This is a genomic window from Desulfotruncus arcticus DSM 17038, assembly GCF_900113335.1.
Classification (GTDB): Bacteria; Bacillota; Desulfotomaculia; order Desulfotomaculales; family Desulfallaceae; genus Desulfotruncus; species Desulfotruncus arcticus.
Genome location: NZ_FOOX01000003.1, coordinates 317,092 through 340,849 on the forward strand (window position 1 = coordinate 317,092; position 23,758 = coordinate 340,849).

Annotated in this window: 27 protein-coding genes; 25 read left to right on the forward strand and 2 right to left on the reverse strand. The window is 44.9% G+C overall.

Translation table 11 applies throughout. From position 1 onward, the window contains the following. Window positions 1–10 precede the first annotated feature (10 nt). Window positions 11–250: a DUF3006 domain-containing protein gene (locus BM056_RS06255; protein ID WP_238456329.1), complete on the reverse strand. Its 240-nt coding sequence runs from the start codon at window positions 248–250 to the stop codon at window positions 11–13. A gap of 241 nt (window positions 251–491) precedes the next feature. Here BM056_RS06255 and BM056_RS06260 point away from each other — a divergent pair, with 241 nt between their 5' ends. The 18 genes from BM056_RS06260 (at window position 492) to nrdD (ending at window position 17,368) form a co-directional block, all read left to right on the forward strand. Then, window positions 492–1,724, forward strand: a complete 1,233-nt coding sequence (locus tag BM056_RS06260; protein ID WP_092469801.1) for a saccharopine dehydrogenase family protein — start codon at window positions 492–494, stop codon at window positions 1,722–1,724. Between the two features lie 181 nt (window positions 1,725–1,905). Next, window positions 1,906–3,036: an ABC transporter ATP-binding protein gene (locus BM056_RS06265; RefSeq protein WP_207648144.1), complete on the forward strand. Its 1,131-nt coding sequence runs from the start codon at window positions 1,906–1,908 to the stop codon at window positions 3,034–3,036. Next, on the forward strand, window positions 3,033–3,899 hold the full coding sequence (locus BM056_RS06270; RefSeq protein ID WP_092469805.1) for an ABC transporter permease: 867 nt from the start codon (window positions 3,033–3,035) through the stop codon (window positions 3,897–3,899). The genes BM056_RS06265 and BM056_RS06270 overlap by 4 nt, the downstream gene beginning before the upstream one ends. Further along, window positions 3,899–4,732: an ABC transporter permease gene (locus tag BM056_RS26615; RefSeq protein ID WP_207648145.1), complete on the forward strand. Its 834-nt coding sequence runs from the start codon at window positions 3,899–3,901 to the stop codon at window positions 4,730–4,732. Before BM056_RS06270 ends, BM056_RS26615 begins: the two co-directional genes overlap by 1 nt. Before the next feature lie 26 nt (window positions 4,733–4,758). After that, window positions 4,759–5,835: an ABC transporter substrate-binding protein gene (locus BM056_RS26620; protein WP_207648146.1), complete on the forward strand. Its 1,077-nt coding sequence runs from the start codon at window positions 4,759–4,761 to the stop codon at window positions 5,833–5,835. 376 nt (window positions 5,836–6,211) lie between these two features. Beyond that, on the forward strand, window positions 6,212–6,871 hold the full coding sequence (locus BM056_RS06280; RefSeq protein ID WP_165613404.1) for a cell division protein FtsQ/DivIB: 660 nt from the start codon (window positions 6,212–6,214) through the stop codon (window positions 6,869–6,871). Between the two features lie 25 nt (window positions 6,872–6,896). Further along, window positions 6,897–7,604, forward strand: a complete 708-nt coding sequence (locus tag BM056_RS06285; protein WP_092469809.1) for a DUF881 domain-containing protein — start codon at window positions 6,897–6,899, stop codon at window positions 7,602–7,604. A gap of 16 nt (window positions 7,605–7,620) precedes the next feature. Next, window positions 7,621–8,295 (forward strand): DUF881 domain-containing protein, encoded by a 675-nt coding sequence (locus BM056_RS06290; RefSeq protein WP_092469962.1) that lies wholly within the window; start codon window positions 7,621–7,623, stop codon window positions 8,293–8,295. Window positions 8,296–8,325: 30 nt separating this feature from the next. Continuing rightward, entirely contained in the window at window positions 8,326–8,676 is a 351-nt protein-coding gene (locus tag BM056_RS06295) for a small basic family protein (RefSeq protein ID WP_092469811.1), read from the forward strand. A 70-nt stretch (window positions 8,677–8,746) separates the two neighbouring features. After that, on the forward strand, window positions 8,747–9,946 hold the full coding sequence (ftsA, locus tag BM056_RS06300; protein ID WP_092469813.1) for a cell division protein FtsA: 1,200 nt from the start codon (window positions 8,747–8,749) through the stop codon (window positions 9,944–9,946). Window positions 9,947–9,995: 49 nt separating this feature from the next. Then, the gene (gene ftsZ / locus BM056_RS06305; protein ID WP_092469815.1) at window positions 9,996–11,063 is read left to right on the forward strand and encodes a cell division protein FtsZ; all 1,068 of its coding nucleotides are present in this window, start codon (window positions 9,996–9,998) and stop codon (window positions 11,061–11,063) included. A 217-nt stretch (window positions 11,064–11,280) separates the two neighbouring features. Then, window positions 11,281–12,207: a sigma-E processing peptidase SpoIIGA gene (gene spoIIGA, locus BM056_RS06310; RefSeq protein WP_092469817.1), complete on the forward strand. Its 927-nt coding sequence runs from the start codon at window positions 11,281–11,283 to the stop codon at window positions 12,205–12,207. A gap of 62 nt (window positions 12,208–12,269) precedes the next feature. Beyond that, a complete protein-coding gene (sigE, locus tag BM056_RS06315; protein WP_174549931.1) occupies window positions 12,270–12,998 on the forward strand; it encodes an RNA polymerase sporulation sigma factor SigE in 729 nt (242 codons plus the stop codon). 104 nt (window positions 12,999–13,102) lie between these two features. Further along, window positions 13,103–13,876, forward strand: a complete 774-nt coding sequence (sigG, locus tag BM056_RS06320; RefSeq protein ID WP_092469822.1) for an RNA polymerase sporulation sigma factor SigG — start codon at window positions 13,103–13,105, stop codon at window positions 13,874–13,876. A gap of 67 nt (window positions 13,877–13,943) precedes the next feature. Beyond that, on the forward strand, window positions 13,944–14,105 hold the full coding sequence (locus tag BM056_RS26110) for a hypothetical protein (protein WP_165613405.1): 162 nt from the start codon (window positions 13,944–13,946) through the stop codon (window positions 14,103–14,105). Between the two features lie 82 nt (window positions 14,106–14,187). After that, window positions 14,188–14,481 carry a YlmC/YmxH family sporulation protein gene (locus BM056_RS06325; protein WP_092469964.1) on the forward strand — a complete coding sequence of 98 codons (294 nt, stop codon included), beginning with the start codon at window positions 14,188–14,190 and terminating at the stop codon, window positions 14,479–14,481. Between the two features lie 209 nt (window positions 14,482–14,690). Beyond that, a complete protein-coding gene (gene nrdR, locus BM056_RS06330; protein WP_092469824.1) occupies window positions 14,691–15,149 on the forward strand; it encodes a transcriptional regulator NrdR in 459 nt (152 codons plus the stop codon). A gap of 203 nt (window positions 15,150–15,352) precedes the next feature. After that, window positions 15,353–17,368, forward strand: coding sequence for an anaerobic ribonucleoside-triphosphate reductase (nrdD, locus tag BM056_RS06335; protein ID WP_092469826.1), 2,016 nt, complete (start codon window positions 15,353–15,355; stop codon window positions 17,366–17,368). A 170-nt stretch (window positions 17,369–17,538) separates the two neighbouring features. On the opposite strand, the gene BM056_RS06340 is transcribed toward nrdD, so the two are convergent. Then, the gene (locus BM056_RS06340; protein ID WP_092469828.1) at window positions 17,539–18,168 is read right to left on the reverse strand and encodes a LysE family translocator; all 630 of its coding nucleotides are present in this window, start codon (window positions 18,166–18,168) and stop codon (window positions 17,539–17,541) included. Between the two features lie 158 nt (window positions 18,169–18,326). On the opposite strand from BM056_RS06340, the gene BM056_RS26805 reads away from it, so the two are divergent. The 7 genes from BM056_RS26805 (at window position 18,327) to BM056_RS06370 (ending at window position 23,443) form a co-directional block, all read left to right on the forward strand. Further along, window positions 18,327–18,416 carry a hypothetical protein gene (locus BM056_RS26805; RefSeq protein ID WP_238456338.1) on the forward strand — a complete coding sequence of 30 codons (90 nt, stop codon included), beginning with the start codon at window positions 18,327–18,329 and terminating at the stop codon, window positions 18,414–18,416. Between the two features lie 539 nt (window positions 18,417–18,955). Continuing rightward, the gene (locus BM056_RS06345; protein WP_092469830.1) at window positions 18,956–19,435 is read left to right on the forward strand and encodes a MarR family winged helix-turn-helix transcriptional regulator; all 480 of its coding nucleotides are present in this window, start codon (window positions 18,956–18,958) and stop codon (window positions 19,433–19,435) included. Between the two features lie 150 nt (window positions 19,436–19,585). Continuing rightward, complete coding sequence (locus tag BM056_RS06350; protein WP_092469832.1) at window positions 19,586–20,773, forward strand: ArsA family ATPase; 1,188 nt, start codon at window positions 19,586–19,588, stop codon at window positions 20,771–20,773. Then, window positions 20,754–20,981: a hypothetical protein gene (locus BM056_RS06355; protein WP_092469834.1), complete on the forward strand. Its 228-nt coding sequence runs from the start codon at window positions 20,754–20,756 to the stop codon at window positions 20,979–20,981. Before BM056_RS06350 ends, BM056_RS06355 begins: the two co-directional genes overlap by 20 nt. Before the next feature lie 212 nt (window positions 20,982–21,193). Further along, on the forward strand, window positions 21,194–21,874 hold the full coding sequence (locus BM056_RS06360; RefSeq protein WP_131820733.1) for a hypothetical protein: 681 nt from the start codon (window positions 21,194–21,196) through the stop codon (window positions 21,872–21,874). 147 nt (window positions 21,875–22,021) lie between these two features. Next, window positions 22,022–22,489 (forward strand): nuclear transport factor 2 family protein, encoded by a 468-nt coding sequence (locus BM056_RS06365; RefSeq protein ID WP_092469838.1) that lies wholly within the window; start codon window positions 22,022–22,024, stop codon window positions 22,487–22,489. A gap of 93 nt (window positions 22,490–22,582) precedes the next feature. Continuing rightward, a complete protein-coding gene (locus tag BM056_RS06370; protein WP_092469840.1) occupies window positions 22,583–23,443 on the forward strand; it encodes a hypothetical protein in 861 nt (286 codons plus the stop codon). Window positions 23,444–23,758 lie beyond the last annotated feature (315 nt).

A 23,758-nucleotide genomic window follows, 5' to 3' on the forward strand; every position in this document is an offset into this window, starting at 1 on the left:
TTTTTTACATTTATTTAAAATATTTATTCGATAACAAGTCGATATCTTCATCATACTCAGTTACGGTCTCCGAATTCAAGGTTACTAATAGATTTATTGCATCACCCTCGCGGGCTCCTTTAGGAAGTAATTCTTTGGGCAGGTTAAAAGTGCTATTGTTATATACCACAACTGCCCAGTTTCCTTCAAAATGTTCAATTATCATCACAAAGTCGTCACCTCTGGACTTATTATCTCCAACTGTAATCAAGAAGATGCGAAAAAATTTCTTGACAAATTATTTAACCCGTCAGATAATGTCCAAAATATTATCTGATTATTTGAGTAGAGGAGAATCTGTGAAGAGTAGCTCAGAAAGGAGAACCTGGGAGGGTGTCTCCTTTTGTTGTTTTTAGGCCTCAATGACTATTTGCCAACTTTAATTACCCGAATTTTCGGTAAAGGAATTGATTATGGTTGGCAAAGGGAGAATTGAATATGGAGGGAATGAAATGATAGTATTGCTCTTGGGAACAGGTGCAGTGGGTGAAGCTTATGCGGTTTTGGCCAAAATAGGCGACCCCCGGGGGGAATGGCTGGAGAAGCTGGTTTTAGCCGATTACGACCTGGAGCGGGCCCAAAAAGTACAGGCCCGGCTGGGTGACCAGGGAAGATTTCCTGCTGAGCAGGTTGATGTAACCAAAAAGGAACAGGTTGTTGAATTAATTCAGAAATATCAGGTTGATTTAGTAATGAATGCCTGTGCGCAGGTATTTAATGTGCCTATTTTTGACGGAGCCTATGAAGCGGGCTGCAATTATATGGATATGGCCATGACTCTTTCCGAAATAAATTCGGAAGACCCTTACCACAAAACGGGTGTTATGCTGGGTGATTACCAGTTTGCCTGTGATCAAGCCTGGAAAGATAAGGGCCAACTGGCGCTGCTGGGTATGGGTATTGACCCCGGCGTTTCTGAAATTTTTGCCAAATATGCGGAGAAAAACCTTTTCGATCAAATTGATGAAATTGCCGTGCGTGATGGTTCCAACATGGAGATTGAAGGCTATGATTTTGCTCCCAGCTTTTCTATCTGGAGTGTGCTGGAGGAATGTACCAATCCGCCCGTATACTGGGATGAAGATAAGGGCTGGTATACTGCGCACCCAATGTCGGGTTCCGAAATTTTTGATTTTCCCGAGGGCATAGGCTCGATAGAAGTTGTTTCTGTAGAGCATGAGGAAGTAATTAACCTACCCCGCTGGATTAATAAAGGTTTAAAGAAGGTGTCTTTCAAAATCGGGCTTGGCCGGGAGTTTGTGAATATTATCAAGCTGTTGTATAAACTGGGCCTTACTTCAAAGGAACTCATCAACGTAAAGGGGATGGAGGTGGCGCCCCGGGATGTGGTGGAAGCGTGCCTGCCCAACCCGGCCGAACTGGGCCACCAAATGAAAGGCAAAATTTGTGTCGGCACCCTGGTTAAGGGCTTCAAAGATAATGAGCCGAGGGATGTCTATATCTACCAGGTGGCGGATAACCAGGTTTGCATGAACAAATTAAACTGTCAGGCTGTGGCGGCGCAAACCGCTTGCGGTTCAATCATAGCAACCGAACTGCTGGCCAGAAAAATCTGGCGGGGGGCCGGAGTTTTGCCTCCCGAGGCTTTTGAGCCCGAGCCTTTTATGGGTTTAATGGAAAAATATGGCTTCCCCTATAGGATTATCGACAAGAGCACAACTTGATCTCGTTAACCGCCGCTAAGACTCCTGCCTATAGAGGCGGGAGTCTTAGCGGCGATAAACTCGAAATAAGTGCGACTAAGGTTCAGGTGGGGTCAAAACCCCACCTGAACCAAGTCTTCTTTATTGTTTACTTGATTATTTAATAGAGGAGATTGACCTGAAATAGCGTATATTGACGATCATGGGTAGTAGTTGGTTTTCCATTAACCAGTGGCCTAAGACGTTTATGGAGGCGTTAAAGATGATTGAACTGATCAATGTGGTTAAGCAATTTGGGTCGTTTACTGCGGTTAAAAACCTGAATTTAAATATTAAACAGGGCGAATTCTTAACCCTTTTAGGTCCCAGCGGGTGTGGTAAAACAACTACATTGCGAATGATTGCCGGCTTTGAAGAACCGACAGGCGGGGACATTTTGATGGACAATGAATCCCTGGTGGGTAAGCAATCTTATGAACGTAACGTGAATACGGTCTTTCAAAATTACGCCCTTTTTCCCCATATGAATGTTTTTGACAACGTGGCTTTTGGGTTGCGCATGAAACGAGTACCGAAAAATGAAGTTGCGGCAAGAGTTGAGAAAGCGCTGGAAATGGTGCAGCTGCCCCAGTATAAGGATCGTTTCCCGCGTCAGCTCAGCGGCGGCCAGCAGCAAAGGGTAGCCATCGCCAGGGCTGTGGTTAACCAACCCCGGGTGCTGCTCCTGGATGAACCGCTGGGGGCCCTCGATCTGAAGATGCGCAAACAAATGCAGCTTGAACTGAAGCGTTTACATAAACAATTGGGGATTACCTTTGTTTATGTTACTCACGACCAGGAAGAAGCGTTAATCATGTCGGATCGGATCGGTGTAATGCGTGCCGGTGTCCTGGAGCAGGTTGACACTCCGGAAGAAATTTACGCCCGCCCGAAGACGGTATTTGTAGCTGATTTTATCGGAGAGGCCAACCTTATTCCGTTTTTCGTTGAGGCGTCCGCGGGAGGATGGCTGACGGGACGTCTCGCCAATTCGCGGATACGTGTTCCGGGGGCTGAATCCTTTATCGCGCGGCAGCAAGTCAAGCTGGCTGTTCGACCGGAGCATTGTACGCTTCTGGCAGATGTCCCTGAAGATTTAAGTGAGGATGATTTGCTGGCCGTCGATCTCTTGGAGCGGATATATATCGGTGCAACTGTAAAAACGGTAGTTGGCCTGGCAACCGGAGAAACGGTTCACGTATCAACCTCTGCCGGCCGGGAAATTCCGTTTGTGCAAGGCGGCCGGGCTTACTTAAGTATTGATACGGATAAGGTGGTGACACTCTCGGAATGAAAATACATAAAAAAAAGACGAACTGGGCCCCGTTCTGGACTCTGCTGCCGGTAACCGTTTGGGTGGCCGTTTTTATTACAGTGCCGATGTTGCTGGTTCTTCTGGTTAGTTTTATGAAGCGGGGGACTTGGGGTGGCCTAGTATATGAATTTAATATCAATAACTACTGCCGGTTTATAGAGCCGCTTTATCTGCATGTCGTCTTTAACTCGCTTGTGGTTGCTTTTGCCACGACTTTGGTTTGTATCCTGGTAGGCTATCCATTTGCTTATGCAGTGGCCCGCTCACCTAAGAGTTGGCGAAATATTCTGTTAATGTTGATTATTATTCCTTTTTGGAGCAGTTCCCTGATCAGAACCTATTCATGGGTTGTATTACTGCGTACCGAGGGGGTCATTAACAATGTACTGCTGTCCCTGGGTATCATTCACGAGCCTTTAGCCATGCTTTATAATCTGGGCGCGGTAACGGTGGGTATGGCTTATACTCTTTTCCCGTTTATGGTTTTGCCCCTGTACGCATCCATTGAAAAAGTAGATCATACCTTGCTGGAAGCCGCAAGTGACCTGGGTGCCGGTCCCTGGCAAGCTTTTCGCCGTGTAACTCTGCCTTTGACCATGCCGGGTATCACTGCCGGTTCGCTGCTTGTTTTTATTCCCACCCTGGGGCTTTTTTTCATCTCTGATCTAATGGGCGGTTCACGAACAATGATGATTTCCAATTTAATTAAAAATCAATTCTTGGATGCGCGAAACTGGCCCTTTGGATCTGCCGCATCAGTAATTTTAATCATTTTGACACTGGTGTTTATCTGGCTTTATTTACGTACGGCCGGGTCAAAAGACCAGCTGGAGGTGTTCTAATGAATGGTGGGCCGGAAAACGCGGCTGCTGCAGGACGATTGAATAGCAAAAAGCGGGTTAAAGCATTGGGCACAACCATAGGGGCAGTTTATACCGCTCTGGTGTATGCTATTATTTACCTGCCCATTGGAGTGCTGGTGGCCTTTTCTTTTAACCGTTCCAAAATTAATGCTGTATGGCAGGGGTTTACCCTGGATTGGTACCGGGCATTATTTCATGATCGTTTGATCCTGGAGGCGGCTAAGAACACCTTGATTATCGGCATAACCGCCACTATAATCTCCACCATGATCGGAACACTTGCCGCCGTGGGAATGTACCGCTATCATTTTCGTGGAAAATCGGTGCTTGATTCCCTTCTGTACATTCCGATCGTTATTCCGGAGGTTGTGTTAGGCATTTCGCTGCTGGCTCTTTTTGCGATCTTTAAGGTGCGATTGGGTCTGAACACGCTTATCTTATCGCACATTACATTCTGCATTCCATTTGTAGTGGTTACTGTGAAAGCGAGATTGGCAGGATTTGACCGCAATATGGAGGAAGCGGCGATGGATCTCGGTGCGTCTCAGTGGCAAACTTTTGTTAAGGTAACGCTGCCCCTGATTATGCCCGGTGTAGCGGCGGGGGCCCTGCTGGCTTTTACTCTGTCCATTGACGACGTTATTATCAGCTTTTTTGTAGCTGGACCGGGCAGCACTACCTTGCCTTTAAAAATTTACGCCATGGTGAAACAGGGGGTGACGCCAGCCGTAAATGCGCTTTCAACAATTATGCTGCTATTAACGTTTATAGTAACAATAGCTGCTGAAGGATTGAGGTCGCGTGCCAATTAACTTAAATAAGGAGGAGGATAATGCTAATGAAAAAAAAGGTTTGGTTTTTGGCCGGCCTGATGCTGGTGCTGGCTCTATGTATCGGGTTGGCGGGGTGTGGCTCCGGCTCCGGTGGAACTGAGCAAACTGCAGGCCAGGAGGAAGAAAAGGTGCTCAACGTATTTAACTGGTCCGAATATCTGCCGCAGGAGGTAATTGACAATTTCCAAGAAGAGACTGGGATTAAAGTAAACTACACTACCTTTTCGTCCCAGGAGGAGATGATTGCTAAAATTGAGGCCGGTGGGGCCGATTATGACGTCATTGTGCCCACCAACTATACGGTGGAAGGATTAGTACAGAGAGATATGCTTAGAAAGTTGGATCTGTCCAAAATCCCCCATATTCAGGATATTGGCCCGGAATATTTGGACCAGGCTTTTGATCCGGGGAATCAGTACACGGTGCCTTATATGGCTGGGACTACATCTATTTGTGTTAATACCGATAAAGTTAAGAAGGAAATTACCAGCTGGAATGATCTTTGGGATCCGGCTTTTAAAAATCAAATTGTGCTGCTGGATGACCCCCGTGATATCATCGGCATGACTTTAATGTCCATGGGCTATTCGGTAAATGACAACGATCCGGCTGTTCTGGATAAAGCGAAAGATAAGCTCAAAGAACTGGTTCCGCTGGTTAAGGCGTTTGACAGCGACAGTCCCAAAACATTGTTTATCAGCAATGAAGTATCAATCGGGGTAATTTATAATGGAGAAGCGGCGCTGGCTATGGAAGAAAATCCCAATATCACCTATGTATACCCCAAGGAAGGCTGCATCCGCTGGATGGATACTATGGCCATTCCCAAGGATGCCAGGCACCCGAACAACGCCCACCAATTCATTGATTATATATTGAGTCCTGAGGCCGGTGCCAAAATTGCTGAAGCTTTTCCCTACGCTGTGCCAAGTAAGGAAGCATATAAACTGCTGCCCGAAAGTAAACGCAATAATATAGCCAGTTACGCGCCAGACGATGCTTTAAAAAATGGTGAATTTGAAAATGACCTGGGTGAAACTGCCGTGCTTTATGACCAAATTTGGTCTGAAATTAAGATGTAATGATTGGCAGCAAATTGGTTTTTTTCTTGTGCTGACTTAATAAACTATACCTTATCGATTTGTTATATCATATATTGAATGTGTAGTTTGGTAATTAAGCGACATTAAGATTATATAAGATTATAAAAGCCGTGTTTTTATTTCACGGTTTTTTTCTTACTCATGCAAGTTTTAATTTATGCTTGCCGCTTTTAACCTGACTAATTTATCGGGCAGGTATTGCAAATTTTAATCGCAAAAAGGGTACAGGTTAAGATGCGGCGAATTATGAAATGGATGTATTTTATGCGCGGGGAATGATAAAAGCATGCCGTACACAAATAGCAAAAAAAGGTATATATTCTGGCAGAGCTTTTTTTTTATATTTATCGTGCTTTTGGCAGCATATGTTTTGCTGCAATCGCCCATATTTACTATAAGCAATATTTATGTGCTGGGTAATAACAGCCTCTCTGCCGGGGATGTTATCAAGGTATCCGGTATTGTTACGGGTATGAATATATTTAAGGCTGATCTAAATGCTGCTGCCGGCAAAATAATGGCAATACCAATGGTTAAGGACGCACAAACAATTCGAAAGTTTCCCCACACAGTTGTGATTGAAATCAGTGAGCGCTCACCCGTAGCGTTGGTCCTGCTGGAAGGGCGTTTTGTCGAGGTTGACGCCGAAGGTGTTTATCTGCGCCAGGGAAAGGCTGGAACCACGGGGTTACCGGTTATTACCGGCGGAAAATTGCAGGTTTCCGGTCCCGGAAAGCCGGTGCAAGGGACAGAGTTTGAGAAAGCGCTAAAAGTGGTGGGACAACTGCCGGTGGAACTGCGGCAAAATCTGTCGGAAGTTAACGTCGGTGGTGATGAAAGGGTTACTTTATATACGATCGAGGGTACAGAGTGTAAACTGGGTTTTGCGGAAGATGCCGGTAAAAAAGGAAATTACATTTTGCAGGTTTTGCAGGAGTTAAAAGAGCAAGGTAAGAAAATTGAATATGTTGATTTTTCTATTGCCAACTCTCCGGTGGTAAAATACCGGAATTAAACGTGCGGAGTGTGGGGGAAGAAACATGAAAAATAAATCTTTTTACTTGATATTATTGTTTATGGGTATAACTATGGGTTTTATCCTGGCGGTTCAGTTCAGAGTTACTTCAAATATCGCCCAAAATTCATCCCCTTCTCTTGACAGGCCTAATGCGTTGGCCCAGGAACTGGATAAAGCCAAGGAGACCAGGGATGAGCAGCAGCAAAAAGTGGACAATTTGCGGGAGCAGCTGGATCAGGCCGCCGGTGGACCGGAACTGGCCAGGGTAAAGGAAAGCTTGGATCGCGCCCGTGAGGAGGCAGGGCTGACGGAACTGCAGGGCCCCGGGGTAGAAGTTACGTTAAATGACAGCAACAACGTGCTTCAGCCCGGTGAGAATCCAAATTTTTATGTTTTGCATGACGGTGATGTTTTAAGTATCTTAAATGAATTAAAAGCAGCCGGGGCAAAAGCAATATCCATTAACGGCCAACGGCTTATCTCCACTTCAGAGGTTCGCTGCATTGGTCCAACCATTCTGGTTAATAAGAACCAGCGGTTAAGCCCGCCCTTTATAGTCTATGCTTTGGGCAACCCCGAGACTCTTGCTGGCGCTCTGAAAATGAAAGGCGGGGTTGTTGAGTCCCTACAAATCTGGGGAATTCAAGTTGATGTTAAAAAAGTTGATAAAGTTGTAATAACACCTTACTCCGGGGGGCTGGTATTTGATTATGCCAAACCTACGAAATAAAGGGAGCTTAAAACAAATGCCCAAGAAAAATACAGCGTATCTTTCAATCATGCTGGTTACAGCATTTATGGGATTAATGCTGGCGGTTCAGTTCCGTGTTACCAACCGGGCCCCTGGTGGGATTCCCACGGACAGGGCCAAGGAAATGTTGACTGAGCTGAAACAGGTAAACCACGAAAAGGATAACCTGACCAAAGAAATTACCGACTTAACCTACAAACTAAACCAGTTAAACAAGGGCAGAACTGAAGCACTGTATGCGCTTACCAGCGAGCTGGAAAAGGTTAGGATGGCTGCCGGGTTGGTTACTGTAACCGGACCGGGTATTGAGGTGGTTTTGGATAACCCGCAAAATGGAGGCAACACAACTGCACCGGAGCTCTCTTTTATTCAGGACCAGGACCTGCTTGGTTTGGTCAACGGGCTTTGGGGTTCGGGGGCTGAGGCAATTTCCATTAACGGCCAGCGCATAATTGCCACGACTGAAATAAGGTTAGCAGCACCTTTTATCAATATCAATACCACCAGAGTGGTGCCGCCGTACCAGGTATTGGCTATAGGCAGTCCTGATGCACTGGCGAATGCGCTGGAACTGCCGGGGGGACTGGTTGAGTATTACCGTGATATGGGTTTTCAAGTAACCGTGGAACAACATGATGATTTAACCATACCGGCCTACACGGCCAGGTAAAATATTAAAGTAGGGAGCGGGGGACATTTTATGTGGGTGGGTGTATTATTGGCCGCACTGGGACTTGGGTTGGGGGTATTGATCGGTTTTAATATTCCTATTGTTTTACCGCAGGATTATGCCAAGTACATGTCGGTTGCCGCGCTGGCGGCGCTGGACTCGGTTTTTGGCGGCATCAGGGCGGCTATGGAGGATAAATTTGATCAAAGCATTTTTGTGTCCGGCTTTTTTAGCAATGCCCTGTTGGCGGCCGGCCTTACTTATATCGGCGACCGCCTTGGCATTGACCTTTACCTGGCCGCCGTTGTTGCCTTTGGCGTCCGTTTGTTTCAAAATTTGGCCTTTATCCGCCGTTATTTATTAAAAAAGAAATTTAGGTAATAAAAAAGGGAATTATTATTGAATGTTGAATTTTACATTTTAAGTAAAGCTTGGTTGGGGGGAAACCTGTTTGGCCGGGACGGAGACAAACGTCGTGGTGGGTATGGATATTGGCACGTCAGGAATTACTGTAGCCGTGATCAATACCGGTTTCGGGGCCAGACAGGAATTGACGGGGGTTGGTTTCAGTCCATCCATAGGGATAGAAAACGGAGTTGTGACCCGGCCCCATGAAGTAGTAGGTTCCATTAAGAGAGCGTTGGCCGATGCGGAACTTGCCGCCGGTGTGGAAATAAAAAAGGTATTTGTAAACTATGATATGCCGGGTATGGCTGTTCACAAGGCAGTTGTCCGGCACGATATCGTCAAGCATGGTCTAAGTTTGCGTGAGTTGAATGAAACCTCACAAAAGCTTTATAAAAGTGTTCGAAATGATAATCATTCTATTGTTCAAACAATTGGGATGCGTTATTACATAGACAACGAACCCGTTTTACGACCGGAGAAGTGCAAAGGCAGGCAGTTGGAGATACATGCCTACATCGTTACTGCGCCGGCGGCGCCTATGGAACAATTAAGGCAGTGTTGTGAAGATTCAGGTATTAAGGTGCAGCAATTTGTGGCCGGGTCCCTGGCGGCCTCAGAAACAGTATTAGACGCGGTGGAGCGGGAACTGGGTGTTATCTCTGTGGATATAGGTTCTGGTTTGACCAATGCGGCATATTTTAATCACGGAATAATGAAAAACCTTGATATTTTCCCGGTGGGCGCCGACCATGTCATCTCCGACCTGGCGATAGGACTGCATACATCTCTTGATGCTGCCCGGGCAACTTTAATGTTTAATGGCCTCAGGGCCATTGAAGGCCATATAAAGCTGACCAACATTACAGGGCAGGGTGAACACAGCGTTCCGGGGGATCTGGTTAACAGAATCATCAGATCCAGGATTGAAGAAATATTTGGTTTTATTAAGGAGTACTTTATTGAAAACCTGAAATTAGATGCTTCTTTACCCGGGGGGATTGTTTTAACGGGAGGTTGCTCATTGATTGATGGCATTACAGTACTGGGTGAATCCTTCTTCGGGATGCCGGTTCGGGTAGGAACTCCCCGGATGGTGCCACCCAACATTCCGGAGGATGAAGCATACAGGTATGCCGGAGCAATTGGTCTTGGGTTCTGGGGTGCCCGTCAGATAAAAACATACAGCAGGATAAGGCACGGAACGGGGGGAGGTATTTTCAATCGTTTGACCAAGTGGCGTTAAATTTTCACCTTTGTTATAAATTTCTGACCCCCTAGAAGGAGGATTTTCGATGCTTGATTTTGATATTGACCTTGATCAATATGCACACATTAAAGTGATCGGGGTTGGCGGAGGCGGCAATAATGCAGTTAACCGCATGATCAGCGCCGGGTTGAAGGGCGTGGAGTTTATAGCGGTCAACACTGACGCTCAGGCGCTGCAGATGGCGCTGGCAGGAACTAAAATACAGATTGGCACCAAATTGACCAAGGGTTTAGGTGCAGGTGCCAATCCCGATATAGGCCAGAAAGCGGCAGAAGAAAGCAGAGAGGACATTGAACAGGTGCTCAGGGGTGCCGACATGGTCTTTGTAACGGCTGGCATGGGCGGCGGCACCGGTACCGGAGCAGCGCCGGTGGTGGCTGAAGTGGCTAAAGAAGTCGGCGCTCTGACGGTTGGGGTAGTGACCAAGCCGTTCACATTTGAAGGTAAAAAACGCCAGAGCCAGGCAGAAATTGGAATTGAAAATTTAAAAAGCAAAGTAGACACCCTTATTACCATACCCAATGACCGGCTGCTGCAGGTGGTGGAAAAAAACACCTCCATTGTTGAGGCTTTTCGTATTGCCGACGACGTATTGCGTCAAGGCGTTCAGGGCATATCCGATTTAATAGCGGTTCCTGGTTTAATCAATCTGGATTTCGCCGATGTTAAAACGATTATGAAAGATACCGGATCGGCATTAATGGGGATAGGCAGTGCCAGTGGTGATAACCGCTCTGTGGAAGCAGCCAAGGCAGCTATTTCCAGCCCGTTGCTGGAAACTACCATTGAGGGTGCGCGGGGCGTTTTGCTCAATATTACCGGCGGCACATCATTAGGCTTATTTGAAGTAAACGAAGCAGCGGAGATTATTTCCCAGGCTGCCGACCATGAAGCAAATATAATCTTTGGGGCTGTCATTGATGAGCGCATGGAAGATGAAGTCAGGGTGACAGTAATAGCAACCGGGTTTGATAAAAAACAGTTTGCCGGTGTTCAGAAACCAAAGAGAGCCAGCGAAGGCATTGAGGTAAAACCATTTTCAGGCGGCGGGCACGACGACCTGGACATCCCCGCATTTCTACGCCGGAAATAATGTCGAATAATAATTAAAACTATTTAAAATTAAAGACAATTACTAACAAAATTTTCCAGCCACGGCATGTATAATAAAGCCGGGGCTTTTTATTTTTGTACAACTATCATAAACACAAAATATAAGCCATATAAATGCAGCAGGGATACTTTGTCAAAAGAGGAAAGGGGACACCCCTCTTGGAGAATTTTTTTCATGGTAGTAGGGAGATAGTTTAATGCCGTCCTACGTTGTGTATGTGGATCAAGTGATAGCAGGCAGCCTGGTGATGAATTTAATGATTCTGTGGTTGACAGCCAGGCTGGGCAGAATAGCCTTTCGACGCTGGCGCCTGTTTGCGGGGGCCGCCCTGGGAGCAGTGTATTCGATTGTAATTTTTGTTCCCGCGCTGCAGGTATTCACCGGTCCCGGTTATAAATTGCTGGTGTCCATATTGATGGTAGCCGCTGCTTTTATACCCCAGCAGCCGAAAAAGTCTTTGATGCTAATTGCTTATTTTTACCTGTGCACTTTTGCCCTGGGCGGTACGGTATTGGGAATAATCAATTTTCTGCACCGGAGTGTGCCGGGTGAAACGCTGGCCGGGATTATGCAAGCAATAGACACATACCTGTGGTACGGGATATTAATGGCGCTGGCGATATTTTGGTTTACGGGTAAAATAGCGCCGGCAGCGCTGAGGAAAAGGCTGGTGCTGCCTCTGCTCAGGGCGGATTTAGATATAAATTTGCGAGGTAAAAAGGTCTGCCTTGCCGCTATGGTGGATACGGGGAACGGTCTTACCGATCCTTTGTCGGGTAACCCGGTGATCATCGCTGAATTCGATGCGGTAAAGGATATTCTGCCTGAACAAGTTAGCAGTGCTGTACAAAAGCAAGGTTGGCAAGACGGCGGCACGCTGCTGGCTGAAATGGGCGAGGGCATCCGGGAAGGAAATTTTCGTTTAATACCTTTTTGTTCGGTGGGTCGCGACAACGGCTGGCTGATCGGGTTCCGGCCTGATGAAGTACTGGTAAGGCAGGGAGGTGGCGCAATAAGGACTAATGAGGTTATCATTGCCCTTTGCCCGGACCGTTTACAGGGGGATACACCCTGCCGGGCGCTTTTACCGCCGGATCTGTTTGAAACAAGGTTGGCCGGCTGATAAGCCTTTCAATACATTTCACCAAAATAATAGTGCATGAAATATTGCATGAAGGAGGGAAAATGTTGAGGCGGTTCTGGAAGATAAAACTGATTCTGCGACTGAACCTGGCTAAATTAATGACCAGCCTGGGTATAGAATCCGGCGTATATTACGTGGGCAGCAGCGAAGCCCTTCCGCCCCCGTTGACTAATGACGAAGAGTGCTACCTGATTAATAAGCTGGAATCGGGCGATGGCGCAGTTCGCAGTGTGCTGATAGAGCGGAATTTGCGTTTAGTGGTGTATATTGCTCGAAAATTTGAGAACACCGGGGTTGGTATTGAGGACCTGGTATCAATCGGCAGCATCGGGCTGATTAAGGCCGTAAATACTTTTGATCCGGCCAAGAAGATTAAACTGGCCACTTATGCGTCCCGGTGCATTGAAAACGAAATATTGATGTACCTGCGCCGGAACAATAAAACCAGGACAGAAGTGTCTTTTGACGAACCGCTCAATATTGATTGGGACGGAAATGAGCTGCTGCTCTCTGATGTGCTGGGGACGGAAAACGATATCATCTACAAATTTATTGAGGATGAAGTGGATCGGAAACTGCTCCATCTGGCACTGCAAAAGCTAACCGGCAGGGAAAGAAGAATTATGGAATTGCGTTTTGGGTTAAACAGTGGAAAGGAGAAAACGCAAAAAGAAGTTGCCGATATGCTCGGTATTTCGCAGTCATACATTTCACGGTTAGAAAAAAGAATAATCAAGCGGCTGAAAAAGGAAATCAACCGCATGGAATAATTCAGTCTGTCTCTCATCAATAAGCGATGTATAAATCACCAACCCCGAGGTAATAATGAAATTGAACTTAGCAAAAATTCGCGGGAAAAGGTGGGAGATGATTTATGCTGGTTAACAAGGTGGAAATTTGTGGTGTTAACACATCAAAGCTCCCGGTACTCAAAAGCGCCAGGATGAGGGAACTTTTTGAGGCTATGCATAACGGAGACGGCTCCGCCAGAAACCAGCTAATAAACGGCAATCTTCGACTGGTCTTAAGCGTGATCCAACGTTTCACCAACCGTGGAGAATATGTTGATGACCTTTTTCAAGTTGGCTGCATTGGACTAATGAAGGCCATAGATAATTTTGACCTTTCCCAGAACGTTAAATTTTCCACTTATGCTGTTCCGATGATTATCGGGGAAATTAGGCGCTATTTAAGAGATAATAATCCCATCAGGGTTAGCCGCTCCCTCAGGGATGTTGCTTATAAAGCACTGCAGGTGCGGGATGCTCTGGTGAATAAACACTCACGCGAGCCGTCGATCAATGAAATTGCCAGTGAGTTAAAAATGCCGAGGGAGGATATTGTATTTGCCCTTGATGCCATTCAAGAACCAATTTCTTTATTCGAACCTATCTACCATGACGGTGGCGACCCGATATTTGTAATGGATCAAATTAGTGACGAAAAGCATCAGGACCTGAACTGGTTGGAGGGTATTGCTATTAGGGACGCATTGCGTAAATTAAGTGACAGGGAAAAGTTAATCCTTACTTTGCGTTTTTATGAAGGAAAAACGCAAATGGAAGTGGCAGATGAAATAGGGATCTCCCAGGCCCAGGTTTCGCGGCTGGAAAAAGCGGCACTGAGCCATATGCGCAAGCACATCTAAGTTACAAGTAACGTGAAAAATTTTTTTGACAATAGCTGCTTTAATCAAGCTAATACCGAGGTGGGACATGCCTGTTAAATTATTAACCATTGGATTTGGCTTATGTATCTGGGTGCTGTCAATGCTGATTTTGCCCAATAGTGTGGCCGCTTCCGGGGAAGAAGCAGTACACGCTTACAATCAACACGACCTTTATTATGAATGGGATTATCCTAATAAATCCGATTAAACGCAAGCCAAACTAAAAATATTTTCCTGTTCAGTTTCTTCAAACACTCTCATATACATCAGTATATGGGGGTGTTTTATTGATGGTAAGAATAACCGATCTGCGCATGCGTGAGGTCATAAATATAGCCGATGGGCGCCGTCTTGGTCCCATTAAGGACATAGATGTAAACCTGGAGGAAGGCTGTATCAATGCTATTATCCTACCCGGTCACGGCGGGGGAAGGATTATGGGCATCCTGGGGCGGGAAGAAGAAATTGTAGTCCCCTGGCAGAGAATAAGAAAAATTGGGGTAGATGTAATTTTGGTGGATCTCTCTTTTGAAGCTCCGGGCGGAGGAGAATTGCACGGAGGAATCCAGGGCAAATTTTTTTAAAACAAGGCAATAAAAGATCTAATATTGCTCAGGGTAGACCCCAAACTTTTTGACGTTAGAAAAAAACCGTATTAAGCCTAGAATTATTGAGGAAAACATAGCCAGTTAAATTATTGGCGTTGTTTTTCTTTTTTGCTTTTTCAACAAGGTTTAGTATAATAATAAATGAAGATCTACTATATATACTAATTAGTAGGCGGTGTAAAGGTATGCGATGTCCATATTGTGGTATGGCTGACAGCCGGGTGTTGGATTCCAGACCTACAGAAGAAGGTAATTCGGTGCGCAGGCGCAGGGAGTGCAGCGAGTGCGCCAGACGCTTTACTACCTACGAGCGGGTAGACGAGCTTCCGTTGATGGTGGTCAAGAAGGATAGCCGCCGGGAGGTTTTTGACCGGGCTAAATTGCTGGCCGGGCTGATTATTGCGTGCCAGAAGCGCCCTGTTCCGACCAGCCAGCTGGAGGGACTGGTTAACGAAGTCGAACGGGATTTAAAAGGCGTCACTGACCGGGAAGTGCTAAGTAGGGACATCGGACAGCAAGTAATGTTACGCCTGCGCGAGCTGGATGAGGTGGCTTATGTGCGTTTTGCTTCTGTTTACCGTGAATTTCGGGATGTACAGGAATTTATGCGAGAAATAGAGCAACTGGTGTTAAAACAAGATTAATGTTGGTAACCGGGGTCCTGACCCCGCACAGGTCCAGCTTTATCTTCGCACAGCCTGTAAGACCCCGCCCTTTTAGGTCGGGGATTAACAGGCTGTAAGTTCGAAATAAGTGCGACTAAGGTTCAGATGGGGTCAAAAACCCCACCTGAACCAAGTCTTCTTTATTAGAAATAGAATAACTAGTTAAAGAGGGGGCAGCAGTTTTGTTCAAGGTGATCCGGAAAAGAGACGGGCGTGAAGTGCCCTTCGACGAGGGTAAAATAACAGATGCTATTTTCGAGGCAGCCCGGGCAGTAGGCGGCGAAGACAGGCAAACTGCCATGGAACTTACCATTGAAGCGTTAAAGATGTTGAAAAAAAAGTTCAACGGGCACGCTTTCAGTGTTGAGGACGTACAGGATATAGTTGAAAAAGTGCTAATTGAGGCGGGCCACGCCAGGACAGCGAAGGCCTATATTCTTTACCGGGATCGGCGGACCCGCATCAGGGATGCCAAGGGCGACTTGATGGATGCAGTGGAGGAAATTCTGGAAGAAACCAGCAAAGAAAACGCTAACATCAGCAATTCACCTTCGGCGAAGATGCTCCAGATTGCCAGTGCCGCCAGTAAGAAATATTATCTTACCCGGTTGATTGATGAAGATTTTTCCCTGGCCCACCAGCGCGGGGATATTCATATACATGATCTAGACTTCTATGGAAAAACCTTAACATGTGTACAGATTCCATTGGGCAGGCTTTTAGCCGAAGGGTTCGACAACGGGCACGGTTATATCCGTCCGCCCAAGCGCCCGGCGTCAGCTACGGCCCTGGCGGCGATTATCCTGCAGAGTTCCCAGAACGACATGCACGGCGGACAGTCCTTTGCCTTTTTTGACCGGGATATTGCTCCTTACGTGGAAAACGCCAGTGACGATGAAACTTACCAGGCGATGGAAGCCCTGGTCTACAACTTAAACTCCATGCACAGCCGCGCGGGGGCTCAGGTGCCGTTCAGTTCCCTAAACGTTGGCACTGAAACCTCCGCAGCGGCCCGCAAGGTGACCAGAAATTTGCTATTAGCTTACGAAGCCGGCCTGGGCCGGGGAGAGAACCCCATCTTCCCCAACATAATTTTTAGGGTTCAGGAAGGAGTAAATTACAACCCGGAAGATCCCAACTACGATTTATTTAAATTGGCTTTAAGGGTGGCGGCCAAACGTCTTAACCCTACTTTCAGTTTTATGGATTCCAGCTTTAACAAGGAGTGGGGGGACCAGGTAAGCTACATGGGCTGCCGTACCAGGGTTATGGCCAACCGACGCGGTCCGGCGATAACCGACGGACGGGGTAACCTTTCCTTTACTACCATCAATTTGCCTAGATTGGCCATCAAAGCCGAACGGGATATGCAACAATTTTACCGCCTGCTGGATAATATGATGAACCTGGCTATTCGCCAGCTGTATCACAGGTTTGGGGTTCAGGCCAAATTAAAGGTTAAGGATATGCCGTTTGTCATGGGGCAGGGGCTCTACCTTGAGTCCCGGGGCCTCAAGGATTGCGACCCCATTAGGGACGCCATTGTCAACGGGACCCTTTCAGTTGGCTTTATCGGGTTGGCCGAGGCACTTACGGCACTGACCGGGCGCCATCACGGCCAGGACAAGGACGCTCAGGTTTTGGGCAACGAAATTGTGGCCCGCATGCGGCGGCTCATTGACGAGGCCTGTGAGGAGTACGACTTAAACTACACACTGCTGGCGACTCCGGCGGAAGGGCTCAGCGGCCGGTTTATCGGCAAGGACCGTAAGGAATACGGTATAATCCCTGGGGTTACGAACAAGGAGTATTACACAAATTCATTCCATGTTCCGGTTAATTTCCCGATATCCAGTTTTGAAAAGATCAGCTTGGAGGGTATATACCATAAATACTGCAATGCCGGGCATATCAGCTATGTGGAAATGGCGTCACCACCGGTGCATAACCCCGAGGCAATGGAAGCAATCGTCAGGCATATGCGGGACAGTGACATGGGTTACGCAGCGGTCAACTTTCCGGTGGATTTCTGCACCGGCTGCAGTACCCTGGGCGTAATTAACGAGGATAAGTGTCCCCGCTGCGGTTCAACGGCTATCCGCCGGGTGCGTCGCATCACGGGTTACCTGAGCACGGTGGACCGGTTCAACGACAGCAAGGTGGCTGAGCTAAACGACCGGATCATTCATGAATTTTAAATAAGTCAATAATTAAGCGGCTATAACCATTGAAAATTGGTTTATAGCCGCTTATATTTACTTAAGCAATCTGAAAATGGAAGAAAACACGCTCGGAAGGGGATGCTCTTTGAGTGTCGATGAGACTTCCCAAAACCATTATGGAATTAATGAGAGATAGCTTACCCGGGTTAACTTAATTTTGTACTAACCAGTTTTAATCCTAAACCTATAAACAGAATGCCGGCCAATCTATTCAAGAGTGTAAGTTGTTTTGAATTATCTCTAAATTTTTTAGTCGCTAATGCAGAACATATGGCCAGCATGAAACACCAAATGGTTCCTGTGGCAATAAATGTTAATCCTAGCAATAGAAAAGGCAGCGGACCATAGTTGCTATTGGTATTTACGAATTGGGGCAAAAAGGCTAAAAAGAAAAGAGCTACTTTAGGATTTAGTAAATTAGTTATCATACCTTGCAAATATATTTTTAACATATTATCTGTTTTGGCTTTATCTAAATCAAACTTATCAGAGGTAGCTAATATTGCTTTAATACCCAAATATATCAGGTAGGCGGCTCCAACGTATTTCACAATATTAAAAGCAACTATAGATTTGGCCAGTATTATGGAAAGCCCCAAAGATGCTAATAATGTATGTAATAATGAACCTGAACTAATACCTAAAACTGACATTATCCCGGCTTTTTTACCTTGTGATATGCTTCTGCCGAGAATATACATGGTGTCCGCCCCTGGCGTTATATTTAGCATTATTCCCGATAGTAAAAAAAACCAATAGTGTTCAATTCCGAACATTCTATCGAACCTCCACATTTTTATCACTAATTTCTATCTTTATCTTTATGTTTATATTATATTACTTTAATAACTTTGTGCGTCATTTTTCACCGGTATCACAATCATTTTTTGCCCCTGACCGTTATCAGGCGCATTTTCAGTTGAATTTTGATTATATGCCTGAACTTCGCTGGAAGTACGGCTATTTTTCAATACTCGGGTTTATGGGAATTATCGCCGGGGCAATGGTTGTATGGTTCAGATGAAAAGGTTGGTTAAAAAGCTAAATTAAATCTGGGGACATTCCTTCAGCTAATCAGGGAAGGCGTGTCCCCTTTCCTGATATCGGGGTGTTTTTAATGTCCCGCTTTTTTTATATTTTTTTTATATCATTCCGGCTTTTATTGAATTTGAATTTACTGGATATCTGGTTATAATATGGCTGTCGAAGGAGTACAAATTAAATTTATTCTAAAAAACAAAGGGAAGGAGCATAAAAGATGTAGTAAGACCTTCCGAGATCATCATAAATTATAAAGCTATAGTCGGGTCAAGCTATTTTATGGCTTCGTACTTCATACTCTAAATCAAGTTGGTAACTTGTTTACGGCATGTCTGGCAAGGTGTGAGATTTAAACAGAGCATTGGGTGCAAGAGTTGTAAAGATACCTTCTATTACTTATGCACGTAAAAAACAAGATAGAGAGCAAAGCAATGAAAGCTGTTCAATCTTGACAAAAAAAAGATTGCATGATATTTTGTGATAAGAAAAATTCGTTACACGTAATATTAACGAGGTGTTTTTTTGAACAGCAATAGCGATATATATGAATTTCTACTGGATAATGTTCAGAAGATAATTGTCCCCGAAGAGATCATTACCTTGGAATTGTCGATATCCCGTTATGAGTTTTTAGCTTTACAGCTTTCCGAAAAATTTCGAACCATTACCATGAGCAATCTGGCCCAGGGTATGGCTGTGCCCATGAGTACCGCCACCGGAATTGTTGATCGCCTGGTGAAAAAAGGATTGTTAAAAAGAGGCAGAAGTGAAGAGGATCGCAGGGTCGTGACGGTATCCCTTACTGATAGCGGCAAGTCTTTGGTAGAGGATTTGAAAGAACATTTTCGTGATTTTCTTGACAGGATAAGGAGTTTGCTTACTGAAGAAGAATTTGAAACAGGTTTGAAATTAGTGCGTAAGGTAATAGTGGGATTCCAAAAAGGTGCTCAAAACCCGGTACAAGAATCGGCACAACAAAGGAGAAGCATTAAAATAGAATAACATGGGTTGTGTAAAAAAGTGGGTTAACTAATAAGAAAGGGTAAATAAACGGTTTATTTTTTTCTAATATTATTTCGCAATACGAAATAATTATTAAGTGGACATTATGCGATTCGTAATAATTAGGCCAAAATGAGGAGGGTTGTTAAGGTGAGGGTTATTCTTTACACAGGAAAAGGCGGTGTCGGTAAGACCAGTTTGGCTGCAGCAACGGCCATTGCCGCCGCAGCATCGGGGAAAAGAACAATTGTAGTTAGCACGGATGCCGCACATAGCCTTGGAGATTCTTTTGACCTGGAGCTGGGTGATGAGCCGATCAAAATAAGAGAGAACCTCTGGGCGCAGGAAATAAGCACCCTGTTCAGCGCTGAGAAAAGCTGGGGCAAAGTGCAGGATTATCTTTCGGCGCTGCTGATATCTCAGAACATAAAGGATATAACAGCTGATGAATTGATCATATTTCCCGGTCTGGAGGAGCTTTTCAGCTTGTTCGAAATTCTTAACCACTGCAGTGAAGGGAAATATGATGTTGTGATTGTTGACTGCGCTCCCACGGGCGAGACCCTAAGGTTACTCAGTTTTCCGGAGGTGCTTAAGTGGTGGCTGGAAAAGATATTCCCGGTTGAAAAACTTTTGCTGAAAATTGCCCGTCCTATATCCAAACCGTTATTCGGGGTACCCCTGCCGGGTGACGACACCATGGACAGTATTGCGGAATTGTTTCAGCAACTCAGGGAAATGCATGAGATTTTAGTTGATGAGGACATAACTTCTGTCAGAATCGTGGTGAATCCCGAGAAAATGGTCATCAGGGAAGCCGAAAGAAGCTTCATGTATTTGAACCTGTATGGTTTTAATACGGATGCCGTGATTGTCAACCGGTTGCTGCCTTTCGTGAACCTGGGACAGTATTTCGAGAAATGGGGAGAAGTGCACCATAACTATCTCCGGTACATAAAAGATCAGTTTAGCCCTGTGCCTGTTTTCACCGTGCCGTTATTCATGGAGGAAGTAGTAGGTTTTGAGGCCCTTGATAAAATGGGCAGTGCCTGTTTTGGGGGAAAATCCCCTGAAAAGTTCTTTTTCCATGGCCAAACCCAGAAGATTAGCAAGACTGAAGATGGCTATGTGTTGGAAATGACTCTGCCCTTTGTAGAGAAAGGGGATATCTCGCTGTCCCAGAAAGGGGATGAGCTTACCGTCAGGTTGGGCGAATACAAGCGCAATATCTTTCTGCCCCGTAAACTTCTGGGGCGGGACGTTGTTGGGGCTAAATTGGAGGACAGTATGTTGAAAATAAAATTTGGGGGAGTGAGAAATGGTGGACAGAACATGTGAAGACTGCCCGATGAAAGACCTGCGGAAAATTCACCGACTGGTGGAAAAAAGAGCGCTTGAAAAACTGCCCGAAGAAGTGCGGGAACCGTTATTGGAAGTGAAAAAACAAATGCGCCTGGTGTTGCGGGGTCTGATCGGGCATACGCTGGGGGAGAGAACATGTTATGAAAAGCATTCGGCCATGTCGCGCCAAATTAAGTTGGAATGAGCCGGAATAATATATGTAGGGAGAAAAAGCATTGAAATAGAGTCATCAAAAGTGCTGTAGAAATTTTTTTCCGCATATATTACGACACCTGAAATTATTGTTAAGGAAAAATTACGGTAAACGTAACATTGTGCGGTCCTTAATTTGGTCAGGGAATAAAAGAATAGCACCGCGAGCTTTGCGCCAATATTAATGTTGAAGTGAGGTTAACATTGATGGATGTTATCTTGATGGTTGTTGCTTCCATTTTTATGGTGGTATTCCTGTCGCATATGTTTTTTTACTGGTACTCCCGGAGTACTGAAATGTTTGGGCATCCAGAAAACCAGAAAGTAAACTGCTATTTGTCTGAATTCGATTTTGCCGAAAAACACAAAATTGTTATTCATGCCTCGCCGGAGAAGGTATTTGCAGCTATTCACAATTTTGACATGCGCAAATCAAAAGTTATCAATACCCTTGTGTTCTTACGAAGCATTCCTTACCGTTTAAATTCCAACAGAGAACCGGATAAGCAACTACCAACAAAATTATCAATTGACCAATTAACAGAGAATGGGAGTTGGATTCTGCTCGAGGAAGTTGAAAACCAAGAGGTTATAATAGGATTTGCGGGCAAGTTTTGGCAGCAGCGGCCAACCAATATTCAGCTCTCAAGCGCTGCCGATTTTATCAATTTTAATCAAACAGGCTATAGCAAAGTTGCCTGGAATTTATACATAGAAAGAAATGACGATGGGACTGCGACATTATCAACAGAGACCAGGATTTTATGTCTGGAAGGGCGGGCAAAATCCTCGTTCCGTTTATACTGGGCGATTATAAGACCTTATAGCGGGTGGATACGGCTTGAAATGTTAAAAATGATTAAAGAGCGGGCGGAAAACCACTAAATATCTTAGCGGTTTTATCCGTACAAAAGGGTGGATTATGGAGTATAGGCACACTATCCGGGGAACGGGATCAGCATGAGCAAAGTGAAATATTGTGAGATAGGAAGAAAAACGAAGAAATCAAGAGTTTATTAAGGGAGGTTAGCCATGATGGAAATTAGTACTTTTTTAGAGCATCAAGAAAAAGATACGCAAAATGTAAAACGAGTAAAAGCATTTTACAGGGCAGCAAAGGAGAAGGATAGTGAAACTATAACCAAGCTATTGGTTGATGATCCTGTATGGAGTGTTTCACCAGGATTTCCTGACGGTGGTATTTATCGTGGCTTGGCTGAAATCTTTCATTCTTTTTATCCAAGCCTGCTCAGTCGTTTTTATTATTTTGACGCCTTTCCTGATGTTTACATTGATGGAGGAGATGTTGTCACCGTGCTTGGATATTACAAATTCATAAAAAAGGAGGGGGAATCCTCTAAGCTAGTACGTTTTTCACACACCTGGGGGATTGATAATGATGGCCGTATTAAAGGGGTATGGCAGGTTGCCGATTCCGCACAGTTAATCACATCCAATAAGACTGATGCAACGGATGCACAAAGCCGAGCGGCTGATTAAAGCTACATGTTTTTCAACATTGCACATAACAGAGCCATCTCCTTAAGATTAGATTGTATTGTTCGGTGAAATTCATACGAAGAGGACTGTTTAATGTCAAATATTAAGAAATCCTTTTTAATCCTCATGTTTATAATTTTTGTTCAACTAATAGTATATACTGTTTTTTTGCGACCTTTGATCTTAACTTGGGGAGCATCTGAAAATGAAATAAAAATGCCGTTGGTTGGTGATAATTTAGCGCCATATACAAGTTCAACACGGGCAATAACGATAAACGCTCCAGTTTCTGAGGTCTGGAAATGGCTGATTCAATTGGGTGCGGACCGGGGAGGTTTTTTCAGCTATGCTTTTATCGAAAAGGCATTAGGGTCTGAGACTCGCCATGCGGATAATATTGTACCGGAGTTTCAAGAAATGAAAGTTGGCCGTATCATCCCGGCATCACTTGATGAATCAAAAAGCATAATAAAATATAATTTTCCGGTGGTATATGTTGAACCAGGAAATTCTTTTGTTTTAAAAGGCTGGGGGGCTTTTGTTCTGAAGAAACTCAATACAAAACAAACCCGTTTGATCGTACGAACCCATGGCCGGAAATTGCCAAGTCTGCAGAGTAAGATTGGTGATTTTTTTAGAATACCATTGCACTACATTATGGAAAGAAAAATGCTTATGGGGATTAAGGCTCGGGCTGAAGCTGGTAGTGGTGTTCAGCTATCCTCAACTTCGGACATTTTATGGTTTATTGGTGTGTTTCTAGCAGGCATCGGTATATTCCTAATGGTCTTAATGAGCGGGAGCATACAACGCGTTTTGCTATCTACGATATATGGAATTATTTGGCTATGGCCTCTTTTGGTTTTCGATCCACAACCTATATACAGTATGATGCTATTGTCTGTAGTGGCTGTGACCATGGTATGGTTCGTTTTTAAACATAGAATTAGCTAACCAATCAAATCAGCCGACTCGCAAGCTTACGGCTGATTATCAAGATTATCAAGAATTTCTTGCCTACTATGAGCAGACAGGAAAGATACTATATCTTGCCGGGTATAGATATTACTATACTTGGTTGTTTTTTCAAAAGCCCCTTCCCCCCAGGTATACCAGTTTACCGGGGGGTATTTTTATGTTGAAGCAAATAAGGGCTTTTTTCATTTACTGCCGGAAAAAGGTGCCTTGTGATGACAGGGTATTTCGAATAAATAATGAAAAAAATTATTGAATCTCAATTAAAAATTATTGATAAACAATAAAAATATA